The following is a 21,260-nucleotide window of genomic DNA, read 5'->3' as shown; positions in this document are numbered from 1 at the left end:
ATGTTCTTAATTGTGCTTCGCACTCTTTTTATAGGTGAAATGTTCTTAATTGTGCTTCGCACTCTTTTTATAGGTGAAATGTTCTTAATTGTGCTTCGCACTCTTTTTATAGGTGTATATTTTTTCACATTAAAAAATACAGGATATATAGCTATTTCATAACTCTATATCCTGTGTCCTTAATATATTCTATTATACTCACTCTTAAATTGTTTTATATCTATTTTATATTAATAATTTAATTACTTTTTTAATAAAATAGCTTTCTTACTATGCTCTACTATGGCTTCTGTTGTTAATCCATAAGCTTTTAAAAGCTCATTTGGTTTTCCACTTTCACCAAAAGTATCTTTTATTCCCACTTTCACTACAGGAATTGGATATTCTTCTGTCACAACTTCTGCAACTCCTGAACCTAAGCCACCAATTATACTATGTTCTTCTACCGTAACTATCGCACCAGTTTCCTTAGCTGCATTAATTAATAATTGTTTATCAATAGGCTTTATTGTATGTATATTTATAACTCTTGCATTAATTCCCTCTTTAGCTAATTCTTCTTTAGCTTCCAAAGCAAGCTCAACCATCATACCAGTTGATACTATAGTAACATCATTACCTTGTGCTAGTGTTACTCCTTTTCCAATTTCAAATTTATAGTTGTCATTATCATTTATAACACTAACGGCTAATCTTCCTAATCTCACATAACAAGGTCCATTATATTCTGCTACTGCAAGTATTGCAGCTTCTGTCTCTATGGCATCTGCTGGATTAATTACTATCATGTTTGGAATACTTCTCATTAATGATATATCTTCGATTGATTGATGCGTCGCTCCATCTTCTCCAACTGTTAATCCTGCATGTGTTGCACAAATCTTAACATTTAGCTTTGGATAGCATATTGAATTTCTAATTTGTTCAAAAGCTCTTCCTGCCGCAAACATTGCAAATGTGCTAGCAAATGGAATTTTTCCACAAGTTGAAAGTCCAGCTGCAACTCCCATCATGTTTGATTCTGCTATTCCCATATTTATAAATCTTTCTGGTGCTAAGGCTTTAAAATCTGCCGTTTTAGTTGATTTTGATAAATCCGCATCTAAGACTACAACATTTTCATTCAAATTCGAAAGTTTTGCTAAAGCTTTACCATAAGCTTCTCTAGTTGCTATTTTATTTCCCATTAGTTTTCTCCTCCAATTTCCTTTAATGCTTGCTCACATTGTTCTTTGCTTGGAGCTGTTCCATGCCATCCTGCTTGATTTTCCATAAATGAAACACCTTTACCTTTTATAGTATTACATATAACAGCAGTTGGCTTTCCTTTAAATTCTTTTGCTTTTGAAATTGAATTTATAATTTCATCGTAATCATGTCCATTAATTTTTAAAACATTCCATCCAAAAGCTTCAAATTTTTTATCTATTGGACCTGGATTCATTACATCTTCTATATTACCATCTATTTGTAATCCATTATTATCTATAAATGCAGTTAAATTATCTAATTTATAGTGAGCCGCTGACATAGCTGCTTCCCAGACTTGACCTTCTTCAAGTTCTCCATCTCCCATTATAGCATAAACTCTGTAATCTTTTTTATCAAGTTTTCCTGCTAAAGCCATTCCTACAGCAGCAGAAATCCCTTGACCAAGTGATCCTGTAGACATATCAATTCCTGGTAAATCATTCATATTAGGATGACCTTGTAATCTTGAATTGGTTTGCCTTAAAGTTTTTAATTCATCTATTTCTAAGTATCCCTTTCTAGCTAAAGCACTATATAATGCTGGTGCTGCATGACCCTTTGATAAAACAAATCTATCTCTATTAGGATCCTTTGGATTAGATGTGCTTATATTCATTTCTTTAAAGAATAACACAGTCATAATATCAGCTATTGATAAAGAGCCTCCTGGATGACCTGATGCTGATTCTGTCAACATAGATACTATATCTTTTCTTATTAACTTTGACATTTCTTCAAGTTCGTATTGTTTATTCATTAATAGACCCCCTATTATTAATTTGCACATTCATAGTATGTTTCATTTTTAACATACTTATTCTAACATAGAAATTTTTATTTGTATACTCTATTCATAAATGTGATATACTTTTTTCCTTTTTGCCAGCATATAGAATATTAAAACACATAAAAAGAGTAGCATAAATAAAAATTATTATTTACACTACCCTTAATTATTTAATTTAAATTTAAACTAACCAATAACGCCTTATCAACTTTTTTCATGTCAGCATCAGTCATATGTCCAATTTTTTCTTTTAATCTTCTCTTATCTAATGTTCTTATCTGTTCTAGTAAGACAACAGAATCTCTATTTAATCCATATTCTTCTGATGAAATTTCAACATGAATAGGAAGCTTAGCTTTATTTATTTGCGATGTTATTGCAGCTACAATAACTGTCGGACTATATCTATTCCCAATATCATTTTGTATTATAATAACAGGTCTTATACCTCCCTGTTCTGATCCTATGACTGGACTTAAATCCGCATAGAAAATTTCCCCTCTTTTTACCACAATGTTTGCCATTTTTAATTAATCACACTCCGCAAATCCATGCCTCATACTCATTAACATCGTCTAACATATACTCAAAACCTAATTTAGAATATTCTAAATTTATTTCAGCCATATCTTGATAACCATTTTTCATCAGCTCTTCAAAATCTGCTGAAAATCCTTCGTTAATATATTGTATTAACGAGTTCTCCATAATTCCACTACTTTTTTTAATTTTATCCTTTTTTTTAATTTGACTACTTTTTATATTTTTGTTTTTCATATTATTTAGACTAATTATTGACATAGTTTCGCCTCCATAGCAGTAAAAAGTTCTTCTTAACTATGATTATATTGCAAATTATGTCAACCTGTCAAAGGATTTAGATTACTTATTTGTCATCTTATAGATATTTATTTATTTTCGATTCCTTAATCATAAGTTTTCTTACAACTTATGTATGTACTTCATAAATTCTTTAAAACATAGTATATCATTTTTAATGTTAATGCGGGCCTTATTTCAATTTTAATAAACTTATTCTTTTAAAACAAATTATCACTTAGGCTTTTTTCTTTTTTAAAATCTTTATAAGTTATTATTATTCTTTCTTTATTATCATCATCTAAAATCTTTAATAAAACTGGAACCCCTTTATCTTTGTCTACAAAAAACTCAGCCTTATTTAAATGTTTATTATTACTATTATATGTGATATCAACTTGCAAATAAATTGAATCACTCCATTCAGTCTTAACCTCTTTAATTTCAGCATTTTCTAAACTTGATAAAATATTTTCTATAAATGCTAGTGGATAAATTGTATCTATATCCTTGTTAAGAATATATTCCCCATCACTATTTTCTTTTACCTTGATTTCGCCTCCCTTATATACTTTAACTCTCTCGTACCCATCTTTAAATTCTATCCTAGCTCCTTTATCAAAACTATAATACTGAATTGTATTTTCTTCAAATTGTGATTTTGAATTTTTAAATACATAATTTACTTTGCTGCTATATAATTTCGTATTCCTCAATTCATTAATAATACTTTCATTTGAGGGACTAATAAAATTCCTAAATAAAATAACTAATGAAATAATGAATATGGGAGCAAAAATTAGAACACCTATGATTAATTTTTTATTAAATGAAATTTTGTTCAAATTTATAATTCCTCCAAAGATTTATTACTTAATTACTACTATTTATGAAAATCCTTGAAGTTTTATGCCTAATTACAAATAATATTAATTTCTTTTGGCAATTCACCTATAATATCTCTTGCATTTACTATGTAAAATTTTTTTCCCAGCCTATCCCCTATTTTCCCATGTATATAGGCACCTAAAAGAGCTGCTTGTTCTAAGTTAACTCCTTGTGACAAAAATCCATTTATTATTCCCGTCAATGCATCTCCCATTCCTCCTGACGCCATTCTACTATTACCAGTTGGATTTATATAAACATCTTTTCCGTTTGAAATTACAGTATTGTACCCCTTTAGCAAGACAATTATTCCATATTTTCTAGCTACTTCTTTTGCTATATTAACTCTATTGTCTTCCACTTCTTCAATTGTTATGCCTAAAAATCGTGCCATTTCGGCTGGATGTGGAGTAATAATTATTCTATCCCTTAAATTATTTAATAAGAACTTATTTTTCCCTAGCAATGTTATCCCATCTGCATCAATTACAATTGGACAACTACTATTATTAACAACTTCTTCTAATAACTTTTCTTTCCTATCTCCTGTTCCAATTCCAGGTCCAAAAGCAATAGAATCAGCACTTTTTATAAGTTCTATAACATTATCCTTCCAAGTTAATGTCATAGCTTCTATTAATCTATTTCCTAGTGCTATTTGAACGTCCTCATCACATATTAATGTGGTTAACCCTGCTCCTGTTCTAACTGTACATTCTGTTGCAATAAAAGCCGCCCCTGTAAATCCCTTTCTTCCAGCTACAACTAGTGCTCTACCATAACTTCCTTTGTGACCATATACCTCTCTTTTAGGAAGTAATTGTTTATATTCATGTTCTTCTAAAATGCAAAAACCTCGTGCATTAGCCTTTTTTATACATTCTGGTATCCCTATTTTCAATATATTCATCTTTCCAATACAATTAATTGCTTTATAATTTAAAAATCCTTTTTTAACGACTTCAAATGTATAAGTAACATCAGCATGTACTGCAATTCCCCTCTCAATACCCAAATCACAGTCTAAGCCAGATGGAACATCAATTGAAACTATAAACTTTCCATAGGAATTTATATATTCTATAATTTTCTTAAACATTCCCGTCAAATCTTTGTTGAGTCCAACTCCAAAAATTCCATCTACAATAACATTATAACTTTCTAGCTCTTTAGCTAGAAACTCATTTATATCGTTTTCTGATGTTATAAACAAAAGCTCTCTTTCATTAATTAATTTTTTTAATATATTGAAATTAATTTGAAAATCCGAAGTATAATTTTTATCTGCACTTACAATATAAACTCTTACTTTTTTCCCTGCTAATATTAAATGTCTGGCTAATGCTAGAGCGTCCCCTCCATTATTCCCTTTACCACATAATATTAAAAATGACTCTCCTTTATTAACAACTTCTTTAAACATACCTATTGCAGCATTTTCCATGAGTATAACTCCTGGGATTCCTATATCTATAATGCTTTGTTTATCCATTTCCTTACACTGCTCAACTGAAAAAACTTGAAGCATTATATCACCTCCATTACTGCGTATGCTATTGCATTTTCTTGGCTATGTGAAATACTAATATGAATATTAAATTCTTTTACATCTAATAATTCATAAATTTTATCACTTAGCTTTACAATTGGTTTTCCAAGTTCATCTCTTAAAACTTCAATATCCTTTAATCCAAATCCTCTAAATCCAGTTCCAAGTGCCTTACTAATCGCCTCTTTCGCCGCAAAATTGCCAGCTACTACATTCCCTTTTAATCCTTTTGATTTAAAATATTCAATTTCATTATAAGTAAATGATTTTTCAATAAAACTACTCGTTCTATTTATTACTTTTTCTATTCTCTTAATTTCTATTATATCAGTTCCAATTCCAATAATCATAATTTATCGCCTCTCTTAATAATATGTTACCATACATTGGCGTAAATTCTTAACTATTCTTTTATATTAATTTACAACTTTTTCTTCCATTCCACTATCAAATTCATAAGCGTACTCATCTACATAACTACCTACAAGATCAATTAAATGATATGGAGATACTTTATTGGTATATAACTTAATAAGTAATTGTTTTACTTTATGTCTATGTGCTGAAATTACTTCTACGCTTTCTCTTTCCAAGTTTACATTTGCCAATCCAACATAATCTTTTCTTTCAATCTCAATTCCATATGCAGTTATTCCCCTAAAACATTTTTTTATAAGTCTGTATACATATCTATATTCAACGTCTTCACCCTTATGTATAGATGTATATTCATCAACTAAATTCATAACCCCTCAACTCCTTAAATATTTAATAATAGTAATAAACTTTCCTTTTAATACTATACTATCATATAGTGTGTCAATAAATTGTCAAAGCCTGTCCTTGATTTCATAATTCATTTTTTTTTTATTGACAATAAAACTTCTTCATTTTGCTTTTACAACATATACATACTTCAAAACCTCATAGACAAGGTATCATTTGTCGAAATTTGCGTTTTTATTATATATATTTTAGTTCAAAGTTTATTGTACTATGTAAACAAACGTTTATTTTCTCAAATAAAAAAAGAGCTAATAGCTCTTTTTTTACCTCATAATCTCTTTTTTTGTTTAACCATAATTGAAAAATATATCTCTTAGATATCGTTTACATCTTTATTATAACACATTCTTATATAAATACAACACTTTTTGTATAAATATTTTTTTATAGTATATATTTTGAATATATGCTATATTTACTTATTAAAACCTCTATTCTTAAGCTTTCTATTTTTGCTATACATTTAGTATTATTAAATGAAAATAAAATAATACAACATATTCTAGCTTTAACTTTCTTAATACTATTAGTTTAAATTATATAATCTTTATTTATCTAAAAATATATTATTAACATATTTTTAAATTACATATATTGTATATGTTGTAAAAGTTAATCTTTAATAAAATTAATTATGATAACTTAATTTTATTGAAAAATTAAAATTACAACATATATGAATATTTAAATTAAAGATTTTTATATGAAAATTTCTTTTTGCTCTTTATATTAATTTTCTAAAACTTGTTGTTGAGTTTTCTTATTTTCAATAAATTTAAAATCCTCAGCTATAACTTCTGCTATATATTTTCTATTTCCCTCTCCATCTTCATAACTTCCAGTTCTAAGTCTTCCACTTATTGTAATAAGGCTTCCTTTTCTCATATATTTAACTATAACTTCTGCCTTTTTACCAAAAACTCTAATTGGTATAAAATCTGCTTCCCTAACTCCATCTGGTAATTTAAAATTCCTTTGCACAGCAATTGTGAATTTAGTATAACTCTTATCCCCATTTTCACTATGTTTTAGTTCAGGGTCCTTAACTAATCTTCCTAATAATATTATCTTATTCATATCTTACCTCCTGAATATTTTTCCTCTAAAGTTATATCCAGTTTAGAAATTTCTATTCAATTAAAATAAAAACTAATTAAGCATATCGTTCCTGCTTCATTAATAAATTCTAATTTGTTATTCCGTTATGCCCCAAAAAACAGAATCACATACTTTAATAATTAACATATGCTTCTGTTTCGCTACTCAACTTTATTTTTAATTTCTTCTATCACAAAATTTATTTCTACTCCCAAAATAAATATTATTGATATAATAAACATCCATGTCATAAGTATGAATACAGCGCCTAAACTTCCATAAAATCTAGAATAATTATTAAAATTATCAATATAAAATGAAAAAACAAACGATATTAATATCCATCCTAAAGTACTAAATACAGATCCTGGAATTACTTCTTTCCACGTTAGTCTTTTGGCTGGTGCAAGTTTATAAATAGCTATAAATATAAATATCATAACAACAATCATGAATGCATATCTAAATATATTCCAGAGAATTATTATTAATTTGTATAATGAATAATAATTAATAATATACTCTCCAATCACATTTCCAAATACCAACATTCCTAACGCTAATATAATAATTATAGCTAATCCAAATATCCCTAGCATAGAAATAATAGATAGTTTGATAAACGATCTATCTTCTTCCAAATCATACGCCTTATTTACACTTTTTATTACAGCCTTAAATGCAGATGATGATGTCCATACCATTAAAAATATAGATACCCATAATAATCCTTTATATTGCTTATCAAATATCTCTCTAATCGTTGACTGTGTTAATTCTAATACGCTTTTAGGCAGCATAACATTTAGGTCTTTTAAGACATCACTAGAGCTTAACCTGCTAAATCCAACTAATGTCATTAAAAACACCATAAATGGAAAAAAAGATAATACTAAATAGTAAGCTAATTGAGACGATAATGCGAATACATCATCCTTCTTAATCTTAGCGATAAGACGTATAAATATATTTAATTCATGCATAAAATTGAAATTTATCTTTTTCATATAATCACCATTTCCATTATTCATATATAATTTTTAAATCAAATTTGATAAATTAAAAATATACTATATTTATAAATTCAAACTACTTATATTTAAATAATTTTACTTACTTATGCAAAATAGTATTTAATATATTTTACTCTATTTTAACATATTATATTCTCTACATAATGTATGTCTTGTATGCCTTTATCTTAAACAATTTTAAATTAAGAAAAACCATGCATAAGACGAATTTATTTATTCCTCTTATGCATGGTTTGTGATTTTATCTGAGGCTTTTGCTTTTGTACATTTTTAATCAGCCTCTTCAATATAATTTGTTAAACTTAAGATATTTTAGTTTTTAAGAATTCTACTAAATTATTTACTGTAGCCATATCGTTTCGTTCTAGGTCAGTTGGTTGTAATTTTAATCCAAAAACTTCTTCAATCTTTAGTAAGACTTCTATTATTCCTAGCGAATCAAGTAATCCTGCTTCAAATAAATCAGTGTCTTTTTCTTCTGCAATATCATCACTACCGGTTACTTCAATTAACATATCTAGTACTTTTTCTTCCATTTTTAATTCCTCCTACTTTTTAAATAAATACCCTGAAAATAACAATAAGCCAAAACATGCTATATGGAATGTTACTGCTATTTGGATATATTGAAACCATTTTTCTTTTTTATGTGCTTTATAAAATTTCGACTTACGTTGATATATATCTGTCCCAACTAGCGCTAAACCTTGGTATAATCCATACAATATATAAAACCATTCTAAACCGTGCCAAATTCCCATAACTCCCATGGTTATCATTTGACCTACATGAGATGCAATAATTCTATTTTTAAATCTTTTGTTTCTCATACTATTTAAAACAAATCTTGAGTATATATAGTCTCCAAACCACTTTGATAATGATATGTGCCATCTAGTCCAAAATTCTTTCATATCTTTACTCAAAAATGGCTTATTGAAGTTTTCTGGAGTTTTAACACCTAAGATATAACTCGTACCTACTGCAAAAGAGCTATACCCTGCAAAGTCAAAAAATAAATATAAACTGTATGAATACATATAGTTCAAAGAATTTATTAACGTTATATCTTTAGGTATTTTATCCATCCATAAGACGCTGATTAAAGCAGCTAATACAAATTTATACCCTATACCTCTTGCTATATGCTCAATTCCACGTATTAAATAATCATTTATATATTCTTTTCTTTCTATATTTTTTTCTAAGTCCTCATTAAATCTTCTTGATCTATCGATTGGTCCAGAAGTTAACACAGGGAAAAATATAAAGAAATACAATGTATCTATAAAGCTTATTTCTTTTATAGTGTTATCATATACTTCAATAATCATCTGTATGGCTTTAAAGTTAAGATATGATAATCCTATAAACCCTATTGTACTAAATCTTGTCAATGGACTTACCTTTAATATAATTATTGGTGTCACTGAAAGAAATAATATCAAGTAATATAAATATTTATTGTCTGTTTTTTTTCTAAGTATTGAATATACTTTAATTAATATTAATTCACCAGCTAAAAACATTAAAAGTAATAACATTTGTCTAGTTTTTAACCCAAATGTAAGTATTAATATTAATACTGATAAAAACATACCATAATATTTAATTTTCTTTTGTAATAAACCTAAGATAATAGAAGGTATTAGAGATATCATTAATATATATAAATAAAAATAATCTCCATATTGAGTTAATGTCATCTTAAATCCTCCATAAGTTTCTTTCTATCAATCTTCCCATTAGTATTTAGAGGAAATTGTTTTAAAATCTTAATGTTTCTAGGAATCATATATTCTGGTATAAACTCTTTTAATTCATTCTTTATTAATGTAGAATTCTTTAAATTTGATAATTCATTTTCCACATTAAGAACTACGAATGCTGTTAAATGAGAGATTTTATTTTCTTCATTAAATACTGGTAAAACTGCTACATTATTTATATTTTCAAGTTTTCTAAAGTTATTTTCTATATCTTCAATTTCAATTCTAAATCCATTTAATTTTATTTGGAAGTCTTTTCTCCCACAATAATATAATATTCCATTTTCGTAATAACCTAAATCCCCAGTCTTATATCCTTGCTTATTATCTTTAGTTTTGAAGAAGACCTTATTAGTCATTTCAGGATTATTAAGATACCCTATGCTTACACTATCTCCAATTATAACGAGTTCACCTTTTTCACCATCATTTAGTTTATTACCTTGTTCGTCTTCTATTCTTAACTCACAATTAGACATTGGATATCCTATTGGTAATTCCTTTTCATCTTCTATCATTTTTTCATCAATATCAATTACTGAAATAGCAACAGTTGCTTCTGTTGGTCCATAAGCATTTATTACTTTAGCATTGGGAAATCTTTCAATAAGTGTATTAGCAGTATTTTTAGTAAGTACTTCCCCTATAAATATAAACTTTGAAATTTTATTCATTACTTTTCCATTAAAATCATCAAACTTAGTGCATATATCAGCTAATGTAGGTGTTGAAACCCAACACTCTGTATTTGATTCAGCTAATTGATTGAACATTTCACCTAAATCCTTTAATGTGCTTTTTGCTAAACTAAATAAAGTTTTTCCATTACACAAGCCTAAATATAGTGGAACCACTGATAAATCAAATGAATATGCGGGCTGATTTAACATTACTGTTGAACTTTCATCCATATATGTATCTTTCTCAAACCAGCTAATAAAGGAATCTAAATTTCTTTTATTTATTTGAACTCCCTTAGGTTTTCCTGTACTACCAGATGTAAATAATATATAGCAATTATCTTCATCCTTAACCCAGTTTTCCTTTGTTACTGATACACCAAGATCACTGTTAAATATATCGTTTATTTCATCTAAATTTAATTTTAGTATATTATTTGAATCTATAGAATATTCAGTGCAGTTAAATATAACTTTAGGTTTAACTTCTCCTATTATTTGACTTATTCTATCTGCTGGAAAAGATATATCCAATGGTACATACGCTCTTCCTGATTTTAATGCACCCATCATTAAAGGTAAAATTTCATTTTCTTTATTACCATAAATAACAATTGGTGTTCTATCTTCTTTAAATTCTTCTAATAAGTATGTTGCTATTTTATCTGAAAAATCTTTAAGTTGTTTATAAGTTAATTCTTTATCTAAACATCTAACTGCTACTCTTTCAGTTTTTGCAAATTTATCAATACTCTCTAATATCTTCACGGCTTATTCCCCCACTACTATTAAAATTGATTATATACAAATGGCATATCACTTAATGAATAGAAAAAATACACTATCAGTGCTAATACTATGGTTACTGATAATATTATAGTTCTTTTTAAATCTCTACTATTTATTAAAGTGCTTATAAATCTCTTCACTTACTTTAAGCCACCCTTCTTTTCCTAAATGCATTACATCTACTAAGAAATCTTTTTCATAATCATAATTCCCCAAATCAAGAACATCGAAACCACTGTCATTAGCCAAACCTTTTACTGTGTTATAATATTCATCTCTTCTATCCTTTTCTAACCCTAAGTGATCATCATACCAGCCATTAACTGGAGGTAATATAATATATGGCTCCATATTAAGGTCTTTACATACACTTAGAAGGAATTTATAGTCATCCATTTCTTTTGAATTTACAAGATCCATATCCTTATATCTTCCTTTAATAGTATCCTCTACTCCTGCAATCCTATTGTTGTAGTATTCATCAGTAAGGTGAAATTTATTAGTAGATGGAATATCACTATTTTCCTTTTCAACACTATCATATTCTTCTTGCCAATTAACGATTTTAAGTTCTGCATTACTTTGTTTATCTGGCAATGCTTTTAATTTCTTATAAATTAATGCTTTATCTTTAATATTAGATAAATACTCATTAATGCCATAATAAGGCTTAAAGGCTAGCATAACCACATTTTTTAGAGGATTTTCGCTATAATATAATCTTGCATATAAAGCTTCTGGATAATATTTATTTGCACCAGTTAGAAGCTGATATACCCTCTTAGCATAATAAATCTTATTTTCTTTACTTATTTTAGGATTCTTTAAAAAATTATAAAATTGTATATCTGAAAAATTAACAACAAAGTCTCCTGCATCCATGCCATGAAAGTTCTCAAACCATTGAATTGAAACTATAAGGGCTATTCTTTGATTTTCTTTCAAATCACAGCTGCCAAGTAGAGTTGCTTGTTGTAAATCTTGCGTATACGCACGCCCAAAGCAGCTTACATTATAATCTACTCCATTAAACGGGAAAAAGTTTATAGAGTTTTGCGGGACTGATACTCCCATTTCAGATGAACCCATTAAAAATAAATCACCTTTATTGGATAATATATTTTTGATTATAACACTTCTATCCTTAGTTAAATCTCCATAATTACGGCCAATTAGTGACGGATTTTTTTGTTTAACTAAATTCACTATCTGATTATCTAAAATATTATTAATTGCTATTACACTTATAATTGCAATTAATATAGGTATTAAAAAACTAATTATCTTCTTCATTAATAGCAACCTCTTCATCTTAAATTAATACTTAAAACACATAAAAGAAAATAACTAATTAATATATTTCACTTTGTACCATAATCCTATTAATAAAACTTTCCTATAGCCCTGTTACGGCTGGATTGCATCTATTTTACCTAGCACAAAATATATCCGATATATTAACTGTTATTTTCTCAGATGCCTTAAATTATTTGAGACAACTTATTCTTAAATTAAAATGCTCTTATTTTTTTATAATGAAACTCGACTCACATACGTTCACTGAGTAAGTTCTAAAAACAAAATATAAAATTTTGATTCTTACTTATAATTTATAAATTTTTTCTCTGTTGTTAACAACATTTTTAGTTGCATTTCTTGTGTCATATACTACTTTAGCCCTAGCTACAATTTCTTCATAATCATAGCAGCTATGGTTTGTTGTTATGATTACAATATCCGAATCATCTATAACTTCAGTCCAATCTACTGAATTATAAGTCTTACCTTTATATTTAGATACCGAACAGTATGGATCATTTACCTTAAGGTCAGCACCATTCTTTTCTAATAATTCTATTACTTTAAATGCTGGTGATTCTCTATAATCATCGATATCATTTTTATATGCAACACCTAACAAAAGAACATTTGCACCATTTAAGGCTTTCTTGCTCTTATTTAAAATTTTCATTACATTATCTAATACAAAGTCAGGCATTGAGTCATTGATTTCCCCTGATGTTTCAATTAGTCTTGTATGATAATCATATTCCTTTGCCTTCCATTCTAAATAAAATGGGTCAAGTGGTATGCAGTGCCCCCCTAAACCTGGCCCTGGATAAAATGGCATAAATCCATAAGGCTTAGTTTTTGCTGCATCAATAACTTCCCATACATCTATTCCCATTCTGTTACATAAAATAGCCATTTCATTAGCCAATCCAATATTTATATTTCTAAAAGTGTTTTCTAATATTTTTTCCATTTCAGCTACAGCTGGTGATGATACTGTATGTATGTCTCCCTCTAATACATTTCTATATAATGCTGCTGCAACTTCAGTACAATCTTCTGTGCATCCTCCAACAACCTTTGGGGTATTCTTAGTGTTAAAATCTTTATTCCCTGGATCAACTCTCTCTGGTGAAAAAGCTAAGAAAAATTCTTCTCCACATTTAAGACCACTTTCTTCTAAAATCGGTCTAAGAACTTCTTCTGTTGTTCCTGGATACGTAGTACTTTCTAAAATGATAAGCATACCTTTATGCAAATATTGTGCAACACTTCTCGTTGAATCAACAACATATGATAAATCTGGCTGCTTATATAAATCTAGTGGTGTAGGAACGCAAATACAAATAGTATCTACATCTTTAACAAAACTAAAATCTGTAGTCGCTCTTAAAAGTTTAGATTCTACTATTTCTTTTAAATTTTCGTCTACTACATCGCCAATATAATTTTTTCCTTCATTAACCATGTTAACTTTCGCTTCTTGAACATCAAAACCAATAGTTTGATATCCAGCATTAGCTTTTTCTACAGCCAATGGTAATCCAACATAACCAAGTCCAACCACACCTACTTTGGCTGTTTTATTATTTATTTTATCTAATAATTGTTGTTTTAATGCTGACATGTTATACCTCCACTACTTTAGTTAATAATTTACAATTGATTGTTAACTGATTTAACATTTCCATTTTCTTTTTCATACTTTTCTCCGCAAACTTCACATGTTGCATAATCTTCTTTAAACCTTAATTTTTCTCCACACTTGCATACATATCCTAAGATACTTGCTGGATTACCTACAACTAAGGCATAATCTGGTATATGTTTAGTGACTACTGCTCCTGCACCTACTAATGCATATTTCCCTATATTGTGGCCGCATACTATAGTTGCATTTGCACCTATGGATGCACCTTTTCCAATTATAGTTTCTTTATATTCGCTTTTTCTTTCAATGAAGCTTCTTGGGTTAACCACATTTGTAAATACACATGATGGCCCTAAAAATACATCATCTTCACAAATAACACCTGTATAAACAGATACATTGTTTTGTATTTTTACACCCTTTCCAAGCTTTACACCTGGTGATACAACAACATTTTGCCCTATGTTACACTTTTCTCCAATCTCACAATTACTCATAACATGAGAAAAATGCCAAATCTTTGTTCCATCACCTATTTTAACATTATCATCTACATAACTAGACTCATGTACGAAATAATTATTATCCATAAAGTATCCTCGCCTACTATTTTATTCTTTTATACCCTCAAGGGGTACCCCGTCTGATGTTTAATCGTTCTAAGGTTCCCGTCCTTCTGATGATAACCTAAGAACGTCACGACCCTAGATAAGTTCAACTAAGTTCATCTGTAATATAAAATTCCACCTCAAAAGTTTCACTTTATACTTTCAATTATATAATTTATTTCTTCTTCTGTTAATTCTGGATAAACTGGTATTGCAAAGGTTCTGTGAGACAAATACTCTGAAACTGGCATATCTCCTTCTTTATACCCAAGATCCTTATAAACTTTTTGTAAATGTAATGGAACTGGGTAATATACACCTGTTGCCACACCTTTTTCTTTAAGCTTATTTAACATAACATCTCTATTGTCTGATTGTAATACATACTGATGATAAACTGTTTCATTATCCTTATCAACTGTAGGTATTACAACATTTGAGTCCTCAAAGTTTTCATCATATATTTTAGCTATTTCTCTTCTTCTAGCATTCCATTTATCTAAAAATGGCAATTTAACTCTTAAAATTGCGGCTTGAATAGCATCTAATCTTGAGTTAACACCAATTAAATAGTTATAATATTTTAATGGATTGTATACAGTATCGTCTCCGCCTTTAAAGGTTTCTATTTCTTCTGTTATATTATTTAATAGATTATACGCTTTTTGACCAGTTTCTCCGCTTCCATGCGTTCTTATAGCTCTTGCTATAGTTGCTATATTATCATCAGAAGTCACTATCATTCCCCCGTCACCAGCACATGAAAGATTTTTGGTTGGGAAAAATGAGAAACAAGCTGCATCACTTAATGTTCCTATCATTTTGCCTTTATATTTAGAACCTACTGCTTGGCAGGCATCTTCAATAACCTTTAAATTATGTTTTTTTGCTATTTCATTAATTTCATCCATCTTAGCGCTTTGACCAAATATATGAACTGGTATAATAGCTTTTGTATTTTTAGTTATTTTTTCTTCTATCTTAGATGGATCTATATTAAATGTTTCTTTTTCTACGTCAACAAAAACAGGTGTTGCACCAACAGCTGAAATTACCTCTGCAGATGCAAAATAAGTAAATGGTGAAGTTATTACCTCATCTCCACTTCCTATTCCTAAAGATTTTAATGCAATAACTAAAGCATCAGTTCCATTCCCTACTGATATCGCATGTTTAACCCCTATATATTCTGCAAATTCTTTTTCAAATTCTGTTACGTTCTTCCCCATAATATAACTTGCAGAAGAAAGTACTTCTTTAGTTACTCTATCTAAATCTTCAGAAATAGACTTATATTGAGCTTTTAAATCAATTAATGGAATATTCATTTTCCTCGCTCCTTAATCCTACTTTAAAATATCTTGTTTAAATTCCTTTGTTCCTTAAAACCAACATGAATATTTTAACATACTTAAATAGATAAATAAACTTTTTGTTTTACTAAGTTTAATCTTGTCAATATTTATTTATTGGGTGCCACTCATTTGGCAGTAAAACTTCATATTTATTCGTTATATATCTATCATCAATAAGCAAAATTCTTCCCGTATCAGTTTCTGTTCTTATTACTCTTCCAACCGCTTGCTGCACTTTATTTATTCCAGGAAATACATACGCATAATCATATCCATTTTGTCCATAAAAATCTTTTATTATTTCATTTTTCACTGATATCATAGGATATCCAACTCCAATTATTATACTTCCTATTAATTGTTCTCCTGGCAGATCTATACCTTCTGAAAACATTCCTCCAAGAACACAAAACATCAATAAATTGTTATTTATCTTAAAACTCCTTAAAAATTCACTTTTTTCCTCTTCCTTCATATTTGGCTTTTGTTTTATAAGTTGAAATTCATTAATATTAACTTGATTCATTTCTTCCCATAACAATTCCATATATGCATATGATGGTGAAAAAATTATATAATTTCCTATATTTTTTGAAATAAATTTTATAATTTTATTTTTCACTGATTTTAAGGTTCTTTGCCTATGTGTATATCTTATATTAATACAACTAACATACACCTTTAAATTTTCTTTTTTAAATGGTGATGGAAGCTTCAATCTATAAGTTTCATCATGTCCTCCAAGCATATATATATAGTATTTTATTGGAGATATAGTTGCTGAAAAGAAAATTACGGAATAACATTTTGACAAATATTCCTTCAAATTTTTAGCAGGATTTACACAATATAAGGTTAATCTCATATCTTGATTTTCTTTTTCCATACAAGTTATATAATTTTCGTCATACAACTGCATTGTAGATACAAATGAATTCACATCAAAATATAATTGTAGTATATCTTCATAACACTCAAATCTATTTCCTCTAACTAAAATTTCTTCACTTTCCTTTAAATAAAGTTGTAAATGCTTATTTAACTCCTTAGGCTCCTCTTTTTCACACAACCATTGAACATCTTTATGATCACATTCATTTCTAATATCAATAAAATAATTATTAATTTTTCCTAATAAATTATGTATTTTATTTAATTTACCTTTAGTTAGTTTTTTGCATTGCAATATTTGACTTTTACATAAGGATGCTGAATACATACTTCTTGCTCTATCTATCAAATTATGTGCTTCATCAATTAAAACTATGTTGCCAGCGCTTTCTAATAATCTCCCTAGGGATGCCCTCGGATCAAAAACATAATTATAATCACCTATAATTCCATCGCAATAAAGACTTATATCTAAAGAAAGTTCAAAGGGACATACTTTATAACTTTCAGCATATTTCTGCAATATTTCCGAGGAAATTCTTTCTTCATGCTCAATAATATATGTTATAGCATCTTTCACCTTACCATAATAGTCCTGTGCATATATACATTTTTCTGGATTACAATCAAAGGATTCATTAATACATATTTTTTCTTTTGCTGTAATTGTAATATTCTTAAAACTAAGGCCTTCATGCCTTAATTTCTCAAACGTATCTTCTGCCACTTCTCTATTTATAGTCTTTGCTGTTAAGTACACTATTCTCTCCCCAATGCCTTCCCCAATTGCTTTAACTGCTGGAAAAATAGTCGATATAGTTTTTCCTATTCCTGTGGGTGCTTGAGTAAATAAAATTTCTTTTTCTTTTATAGTTTGATATGATATGTTAATCAGTTTACGCTGTCCAGCTCTATATTCTTCAAAAGGAAATTTAAGGTTTTTTATTGATTCATTTCTCTCATTTTTTTGTTTAAATATCAAAATGCTGAATTTCTCATATTCATATAATATCTTTAAAATAAACTCTTCTAGTTCTTCCATTTGAAACTTCTTTTCAAAGCTTTTAACTTCATAGGTTTCAAGCTGCATATAAGACAATCTTATATAAATTTCTTTCAAATCATTTTGTTTTCCATAAATAAAGGCATAAACTTTTGCCTGAGCCCAATGTACTTCATTTGAATCATCTATATTAGTAAAACTTTTATATGTAGATTTAATTTCTTCAACTATACTATTATTTTGTTCTATTATAACTCCATCTGCTCGTCCTTCAATGTTTATTACACTGTTTTTTAATTCAAATTCATAGGATAAATATACTTCTTTTTTATAATTTTCATATATCTTTTTATTATCCTCCTGAATTTTTTGGTGTGCTTTTATGCCTTCAGTAGCTCTAGCACTTCCTGAAAATCTATTATCTATATCTCCCTTTTTCAAGCAAAATTCTACTAAATTTCTTACGGATTCCTTTATTATAATTTTATCCATAAATTTTTCCTCTCTTTGAAATAGCAAACTATCTATTCCCCTAACAGTAATAAAGATTCAATTCTTAAACATATTTATAAAACACTCACCTAATTTGCCTATAATCTTTAATCCCAATTAAGTAAGTGTTTCTATATATTTGTATTCACGCTTCCCTGCATATATATGTTATGTAATTTAATCTGTTTCATATTCTTTAACTATTTTTTGAACTAATTTTTTAATAACACTTGCTTCCGCTATTAAAGATAGGACTAACAAGAAAATTCTTATTCTTTCTTCATCCTTCTCTCTTAAATCAAAGTTCTTTATCATTTCTTGCAATTTATCTCCATGGGTTAATGATGTAATTAAATAATCGTCTAAGCTTTCTTGTTGTATTTGTATAAAAGTCTTATACGTTTCCTCCCAGGATAATATATCATCATTTCTATCATTTATTTCGTTAAAAGCTAGTCTAAAAACTTTTTTAATTTCTTCGGTTGTCAAAAGAGGTCTCATGTGGCTAATTAATACTAATTGTATTAAATGCATCTTAGTATATCCTCTTTTTTTACCATCTTCCGGCTTAGTTATAACTTCACTTTTAATGTAGTTTTGAACTATATTATTCGTAAAATTCTCATCAATAAATTTATCATTTAAATAATCTATTACTTGCGATAAAAATAAATCATACTTTGGAAAGTCTTCATATGAAACGGAATTTCCCTTAGACATTTCTTCTGCTAATTCTTTTATATAATCTGAATCAAATTTTCTTTCCATTTTATACACCCATACTTTCTTTGCTTAAATAATAAATATATTATATAGTAATTATTAACTTATTACAAATTACTTTCAAAGATTAATTTTTGTATTTTTTATTTTGTCTTATTATTATTGATATTATACGATATATCAGCTTTTTATTTGAATATAAATATACAAAAAAATATCTATTTTATGTAAACTATCGACAATATTACGTATAGTAATCGCCTTTTTGTCAAAGTATTCGCCACCTAATACATGTAAATATTTAATTAACTTTTACTAATATGTAAATATAATGAAATTAATACATTTACTGATTTTAAAGAAATGTTGGTATAAGCCGTGTCACTTAATTTATTAACATAAAATTAATATTATATTTTTATAGACAAAACCTATTGACTTTTCTAAAATATGGTAGTATATTTTAAGTAAGATGTTAATTAAAGTTGAAATTTGTAATTTCTTATAAATTAATTGAAATATCCATTGACTTTATATTACATGTTTGGTAATATAGTATAGTAGAATGTCGAATCGTGTAATTAGGAGGAATTTTTATGAAATCAACAGGTGTAGTTAGAAGAGTAGACGAATTAGGAAGAATTGTTATTCCTATAGAACTTAGAAGAACTTTAGATATTGCAGAAAAAGATGCATTAGAAATTTATGTAGACGGTGAGCAAATAATCTTAAAGAAATATGAGCCAGCTTGTATCTTCTGTGGAGATGCAAGAGATGTTATTAACTACAAAGGCAAGAATATTTGCACTAAGTGTTTAGACGAAATTAAAAACAACAGATAATATTTGATAGTATATAATAATATTATCAAGTAGGTATCAAAATCTAGTAGTGAACTATTTTCAAGGCTATTTTAATTAAAATAGCCTTGAAATAGTTTGTTTTTATTATATATTAGTCGAAAATTTGTAAACTTCATTTTTGGGAAGTTCTCTTTCTTTTGCTACAAGTTTTATTGCATCTTTTTTATTCATCCCATCATTTACATATTTTAATATATGTTCTTCAATAGATAAATTAATCCAAACCTCTCTTTGCTCTTCTCTTATATCTTCAAGTTTTTTCCCTTCTAATACAAGTACAAATTCACCTCTAGGTTTCTTTTCTTCAAAATGCTGCACAGCTTCACTTATACTTCCTCTATATATTTCTTCATATATCTTAGTCAATTCTCTGCATACTGCAATTTTTCTATCTCCAAATGTTTCTAATAAAAATTTTAATGTATCTATTAATCTATGTGGAGCTTCGTAAAATATAAGTGTTTCTTGACTTTGTATAAGTTCATCTGTTACGACTTTTCGATCCTTATTTTCTCTAGGTAAAAAACCTCTAAAAAGAAATTTTGTTGTATCTAATCCTGAATAAACTAATGCTGTGGTTATTGCCGTTGCTCCTGGCAACACTTCAAAATTAATCATTTGCTCAATACATCTTTGTACTATAACACTACCTGGATCTGATATTCCTGGTGTTCCTGCATCCGATACTAAAGCAACCTTTTTACCTTCCATGAGCAACTCAATAATTTTATCACTTTTAATTTGTTCATTAAATTTATGATAACTTATTAAAGATTTTTTTATTTCAAAGTGATTCAATAATTTTAAAGTCTGTCTAGTATCTTCCGCCGCTATAAAGTCAGCCTCTTGTAAAGTTTCAAGAGCTCTTAATGTAATATCTTTTAAATTTCCAATAGGTGTTGGCACTAAATATAACTTTCCGCTTTCCATA

At 28.0% G+C, this 21,260-nt stretch carries 21 protein-coding genes; 1 reads left to right on the top strand and 20 read right to left on the bottom strand.

Features of this window, described 5'->3' with window-relative positions:
* Positions 1-242: 242 nt before the first annotated feature.
* The 19 genes from CLPUN_RS07365 to CLPUN_RS07275 all read right to left on the bottom strand — a co-directional run bounded on the left by CLPUN_RS07365 (position 243) and on the right by CLPUN_RS07275 (position 19,511).
* The gene (locus tag CLPUN_RS07365; protein ID WP_077846660.1) at positions 243-1,187 is read right to left on the bottom strand and encodes a transketolase family protein; all 945 of its coding nucleotides are present in this window, start codon (positions 1,185-1,187) and stop codon (positions 243-245) included.
* Complete coding sequence (locus tag CLPUN_RS07360) at positions 1,187-2,008, bottom strand: transketolase (RefSeq protein ID WP_077846659.1); 822 nt, start codon at positions 2,006-2,008, stop codon at positions 1,187-1,189. Before CLPUN_RS07360 ends, CLPUN_RS07365 begins: the two co-directional genes overlap by 1 nt.
* Before the next feature lie 200 nt (positions 2,009-2,208).
* Complete coding sequence (locus tag CLPUN_RS07355; protein ID WP_077846658.1) at positions 2,209-2,562, bottom strand: type II toxin-antitoxin system PemK/MazF family toxin; 354 nt, start codon at positions 2,560-2,562, stop codon at positions 2,209-2,211.
* A 10-nt stretch (positions 2,563-2,572) separates the two neighbouring features.
* Complete coding sequence (locus CLPUN_RS07350) at positions 2,573-2,839, bottom strand: hypothetical protein (RefSeq protein ID WP_077846657.1); 267 nt, start codon at positions 2,837-2,839, stop codon at positions 2,573-2,575.
* Between the two features lie 239 nt (positions 2,840-3,078).
* Entirely contained in the window at positions 3,079-3,702 is a 624-nt protein-coding gene (locus CLPUN_RS07345; RefSeq protein WP_423237285.1) for a germination lipoprotein GerS-related protein, read from the bottom strand.
* A gap of 68 nt (positions 3,703-3,770) precedes the next feature.
* Positions 3,771-5,273: an NAD(P)H-hydrate dehydratase gene (locus CLPUN_RS07340; protein WP_077846655.1), complete on the bottom strand. Its 1,503-nt coding sequence runs from the start codon at positions 5,271-5,273 to the stop codon at positions 3,771-3,773.
* Complete coding sequence (acpS, locus tag CLPUN_RS07335) at positions 5,273-5,644, bottom strand: holo-ACP synthase (protein WP_077846654.1); 372 nt, start codon at positions 5,642-5,644, stop codon at positions 5,273-5,275. Before acpS ends, CLPUN_RS07340 begins: the two co-directional genes overlap by 1 nt.
* Before the next feature lie 66 nt (positions 5,645-5,710).
* Positions 5,711-6,040: a DUF6514 family protein gene (locus tag CLPUN_RS07330; protein WP_077846653.1), complete on the bottom strand. Its 330-nt coding sequence runs from the start codon at positions 6,038-6,040 to the stop codon at positions 5,711-5,713.
* A gap of 769 nt (positions 6,041-6,809) precedes the next feature.
* Positions 6,810-7,157, bottom strand: a complete 348-nt coding sequence (locus CLPUN_RS07325; RefSeq protein WP_077846652.1) for a single-stranded DNA-binding protein — start codon at positions 7,155-7,157, stop codon at positions 6,810-6,812.
* Between the two features lie 182 nt (positions 7,158-7,339).
* The gene (locus CLPUN_RS07320) at positions 7,340-8,185 is read right to left on the bottom strand and encodes a YihY/virulence factor BrkB family protein (RefSeq protein WP_077846651.1); all 846 of its coding nucleotides are present in this window, start codon (positions 8,183-8,185) and stop codon (positions 7,340-7,342) included.
* A 329-nt stretch (positions 8,186-8,514) separates the two neighbouring features.
* Positions 8,515-8,748, bottom strand: coding sequence for a D-alanine--poly(phosphoribitol) ligase subunit DltC (gene dltC / locus CLPUN_RS07315; RefSeq protein WP_077846650.1), 234 nt, complete (start codon positions 8,746-8,748; stop codon positions 8,515-8,517).
* 12 nt (positions 8,749-8,760) lie between these two features.
* Complete coding sequence (dltB, locus tag CLPUN_RS07310) at positions 8,761-9,918, bottom strand: D-alanyl-lipoteichoic acid biosynthesis protein DltB (RefSeq protein ID WP_077846649.1); 1,158 nt, start codon at positions 9,916-9,918, stop codon at positions 8,761-8,763.
* A complete protein-coding gene (gene dltA, locus CLPUN_RS07305) occupies positions 9,915-11,429 on the bottom strand; it encodes a D-alanine--poly(phosphoribitol) ligase subunit DltA (protein ID WP_077846648.1) in 1,515 nt (504 codons plus the stop codon). Before dltA ends, dltB begins: the two co-directional genes overlap by 4 nt.
* A 129-nt stretch (positions 11,430-11,558) precedes the next feature.
* A complete protein-coding gene (dltD, locus tag CLPUN_RS07300; protein ID WP_077846647.1) occupies positions 11,559-12,743 on the bottom strand; it encodes a D-alanyl-lipoteichoic acid biosynthesis protein DltD in 1,185 nt (394 codons plus the stop codon).
* Positions 12,744-13,053: 310 nt separating this feature from the next.
* On the bottom strand, positions 13,054-14,370 hold the full coding sequence (locus CLPUN_RS07295) for a nucleotide sugar dehydrogenase (protein ID WP_077846646.1): 1,317 nt from the start codon (positions 14,368-14,370) through the stop codon (positions 13,054-13,056).
* 29 nt (positions 14,371-14,399) lie between these two features.
* Positions 14,400-14,984 carry an acyltransferase gene (locus tag CLPUN_RS07290; protein ID WP_077846645.1) on the bottom strand — a complete coding sequence of 195 codons (585 nt, stop codon included), beginning with the start codon at positions 14,982-14,984 and terminating at the stop codon, positions 14,400-14,402.
* Between the two features lie 167 nt (positions 14,985-15,151).
* A complete protein-coding gene (locus tag CLPUN_RS07285) occupies positions 15,152-16,330 on the bottom strand; it encodes a DegT/DnrJ/EryC1/StrS family aminotransferase (protein WP_077846644.1) in 1,179 nt (392 codons plus the stop codon).
* Between the two features lie 127 nt (positions 16,331-16,457).
* Positions 16,458-18,743 (bottom strand): ATP-dependent DNA helicase, encoded by a 2,286-nt coding sequence (locus CLPUN_RS07280; protein ID WP_077846643.1) that lies wholly within the window; start codon positions 18,741-18,743, stop codon positions 16,458-16,460.
* Positions 18,744-18,920: 177 nt separating this feature from the next.
* Positions 18,921-19,511, bottom strand: coding sequence for a DUF1836 domain-containing protein (locus CLPUN_RS07275; RefSeq protein WP_077846642.1), 591 nt, complete (start codon positions 19,509-19,511; stop codon positions 18,921-18,923).
* A gap of 551 nt (positions 19,512-20,062) precedes the next feature.
* On the opposite strand from CLPUN_RS07275, the gene CLPUN_RS07270 reads away from it, so the two are divergent.
* On the top strand, positions 20,063-20,308 hold the full coding sequence (locus CLPUN_RS07270; protein WP_009172954.1) for an AbrB/MazE/SpoVT family DNA-binding domain-containing protein: 246 nt from the start codon (positions 20,063-20,065) through the stop codon (positions 20,306-20,308).
* A gap of 105 nt (positions 20,309-20,413) precedes the next feature.
* Here the strand turns inward: CLPUN_RS07270 and rsmI are convergent, their stop codons facing one another.
* On the bottom strand, positions 20,414-21,259 hold the full coding sequence (gene rsmI, locus CLPUN_RS07265) for a 16S rRNA (cytidine(1402)-2'-O)-methyltransferase (protein WP_077846641.1): 846 nt from the start codon (positions 21,257-21,259) through the stop codon (positions 20,414-20,416).
* Position 21,260 lies beyond the last annotated feature (1 nt).

Origin of the sequence: Clostridium puniceum, assembly GCF_002006345.1 — a bacterium.
Taxonomy (GTDB): Bacteria; Bacillota; Clostridia; order Clostridiales; family Clostridiaceae; genus Clostridium; species Clostridium puniceum.
This window is presented reverse-complemented; position numbering and strand designations above follow the sequence as displayed.

What these genes read in the sequence shown, in the direction of transcription:
- CLPUN_RS07320 (WP_077846651.1), bottom strand. Translation starts at nt 8,185, where the DNA reads ATGAAAAAGATAAATTTCAATTTTATGCATGAATTAAATATATTTATA.
- CLPUN_RS07270 (WP_009172954.1), top strand. Translation starts at nt 20,063, where the DNA reads ATGAAATCAACAGGTGTAGTTAGAAGAGTAGACGAATTAGGAAGAATT.
- CLPUN_RS07360 (WP_077846659.1), bottom strand. Translation starts at nt 2,008, where the DNA reads ATGAATAAACAATACGAACTTGAAGAAATGTCAAAGTTAATAAGAAAA.
- CLPUN_RS07290 (WP_077846645.1), bottom strand. Translation starts at nt 14,984, where the DNA reads ATGGATAATAATTATTTCGTACATGAGTCTAGTTATGTAGATGATAAT.
- CLPUN_RS07330 (WP_077846653.1), bottom strand. Translation starts at nt 6,040, where the DNA reads ATGAATTTAGTTGATGAATATACATCTATACATAAGGGTGAAGACGTT.
- dltD (WP_077846647.1), bottom strand. Translation starts at nt 12,743, where the DNA reads ATGAAGAAGATAATTAGTTTTTTAATACCTATATTAATTGCAATTATA.
- CLPUN_RS07340 (WP_077846655.1), bottom strand. Translation starts at nt 5,273, where the DNA reads ATGCTTCAAGTTTTTTCAGTTGAGCAGTGTAAGGAAATGGATAAACAA.
- CLPUN_RS07355 (WP_077846658.1), bottom strand. Translation starts at nt 2,562, where the DNA reads ATGGCAAACATTGTGGTAAAAAGAGGGGAAATTTTCTATGCGGATTTA.
- acpS (WP_077846654.1), bottom strand. Translation starts at nt 5,644, where the DNA reads ATGATTATTGGAATTGGAACTGATATAATAGAAATTAAGAGAATAGAA.
- CLPUN_RS07295 (WP_077846646.1), bottom strand. Translation starts at nt 14,370, where the DNA reads ATGTCAGCATTAAAACAACAATTATTAGATAAAATAAATAATAAAACA.
- CLPUN_RS07285 (WP_077846644.1), bottom strand. Translation starts at nt 16,330, where the DNA reads ATGAATATTCCATTAATTGATTTAAAAGCTCAATATAAGTCTATTTCT.
- CLPUN_RS07280 (WP_077846643.1), bottom strand. Translation starts at nt 18,743, where the DNA reads ATGGATAAAATTATAATAAAGGAATCCGTAAGAAATTTAGTAGAATTT.
- CLPUN_RS07350 (WP_077846657.1), bottom strand. Translation starts at nt 2,839, where the DNA reads ATGTCAATAATTAGTCTAAATAATATGAAAAACAAAAATATAAAAAGT.
- dltB (WP_077846649.1), bottom strand. Translation starts at nt 9,918, where the DNA reads ATGACATTAACTCAATATGGAGATTATTTTTATTTATATATATTAATG.
- CLPUN_RS07275 (WP_077846642.1), bottom strand. Translation starts at nt 19,511, where the DNA reads ATGGAAAGAAAATTTGATTCAGATTATATAAAAGAATTAGCAGAAGAA.
- rsmI (WP_077846641.1), bottom strand. Translation starts at nt 21,259, where the DNA reads ATGGAAAGCGGAAAGTTATATTTAGTGCCAACACCTATTGGAAATTTA.
- CLPUN_RS07325 (WP_077846652.1), bottom strand. Translation starts at nt 7,157, where the DNA reads ATGAATAAGATAATATTATTAGGAAGATTAGTTAAGGACCCTGAACTA.
- dltC (WP_077846650.1), bottom strand. Translation starts at nt 8,748, where the DNA reads ATGGAAGAAAAAGTACTAGATATGTTAATTGAAGTAACCGGTAGTGAT.
- CLPUN_RS07365 (WP_077846660.1), bottom strand. Translation starts at nt 1,187, where the DNA reads ATGGGAAATAAAATAGCAACTAGAGAAGCTTATGGTAAAGCTTTAGCA.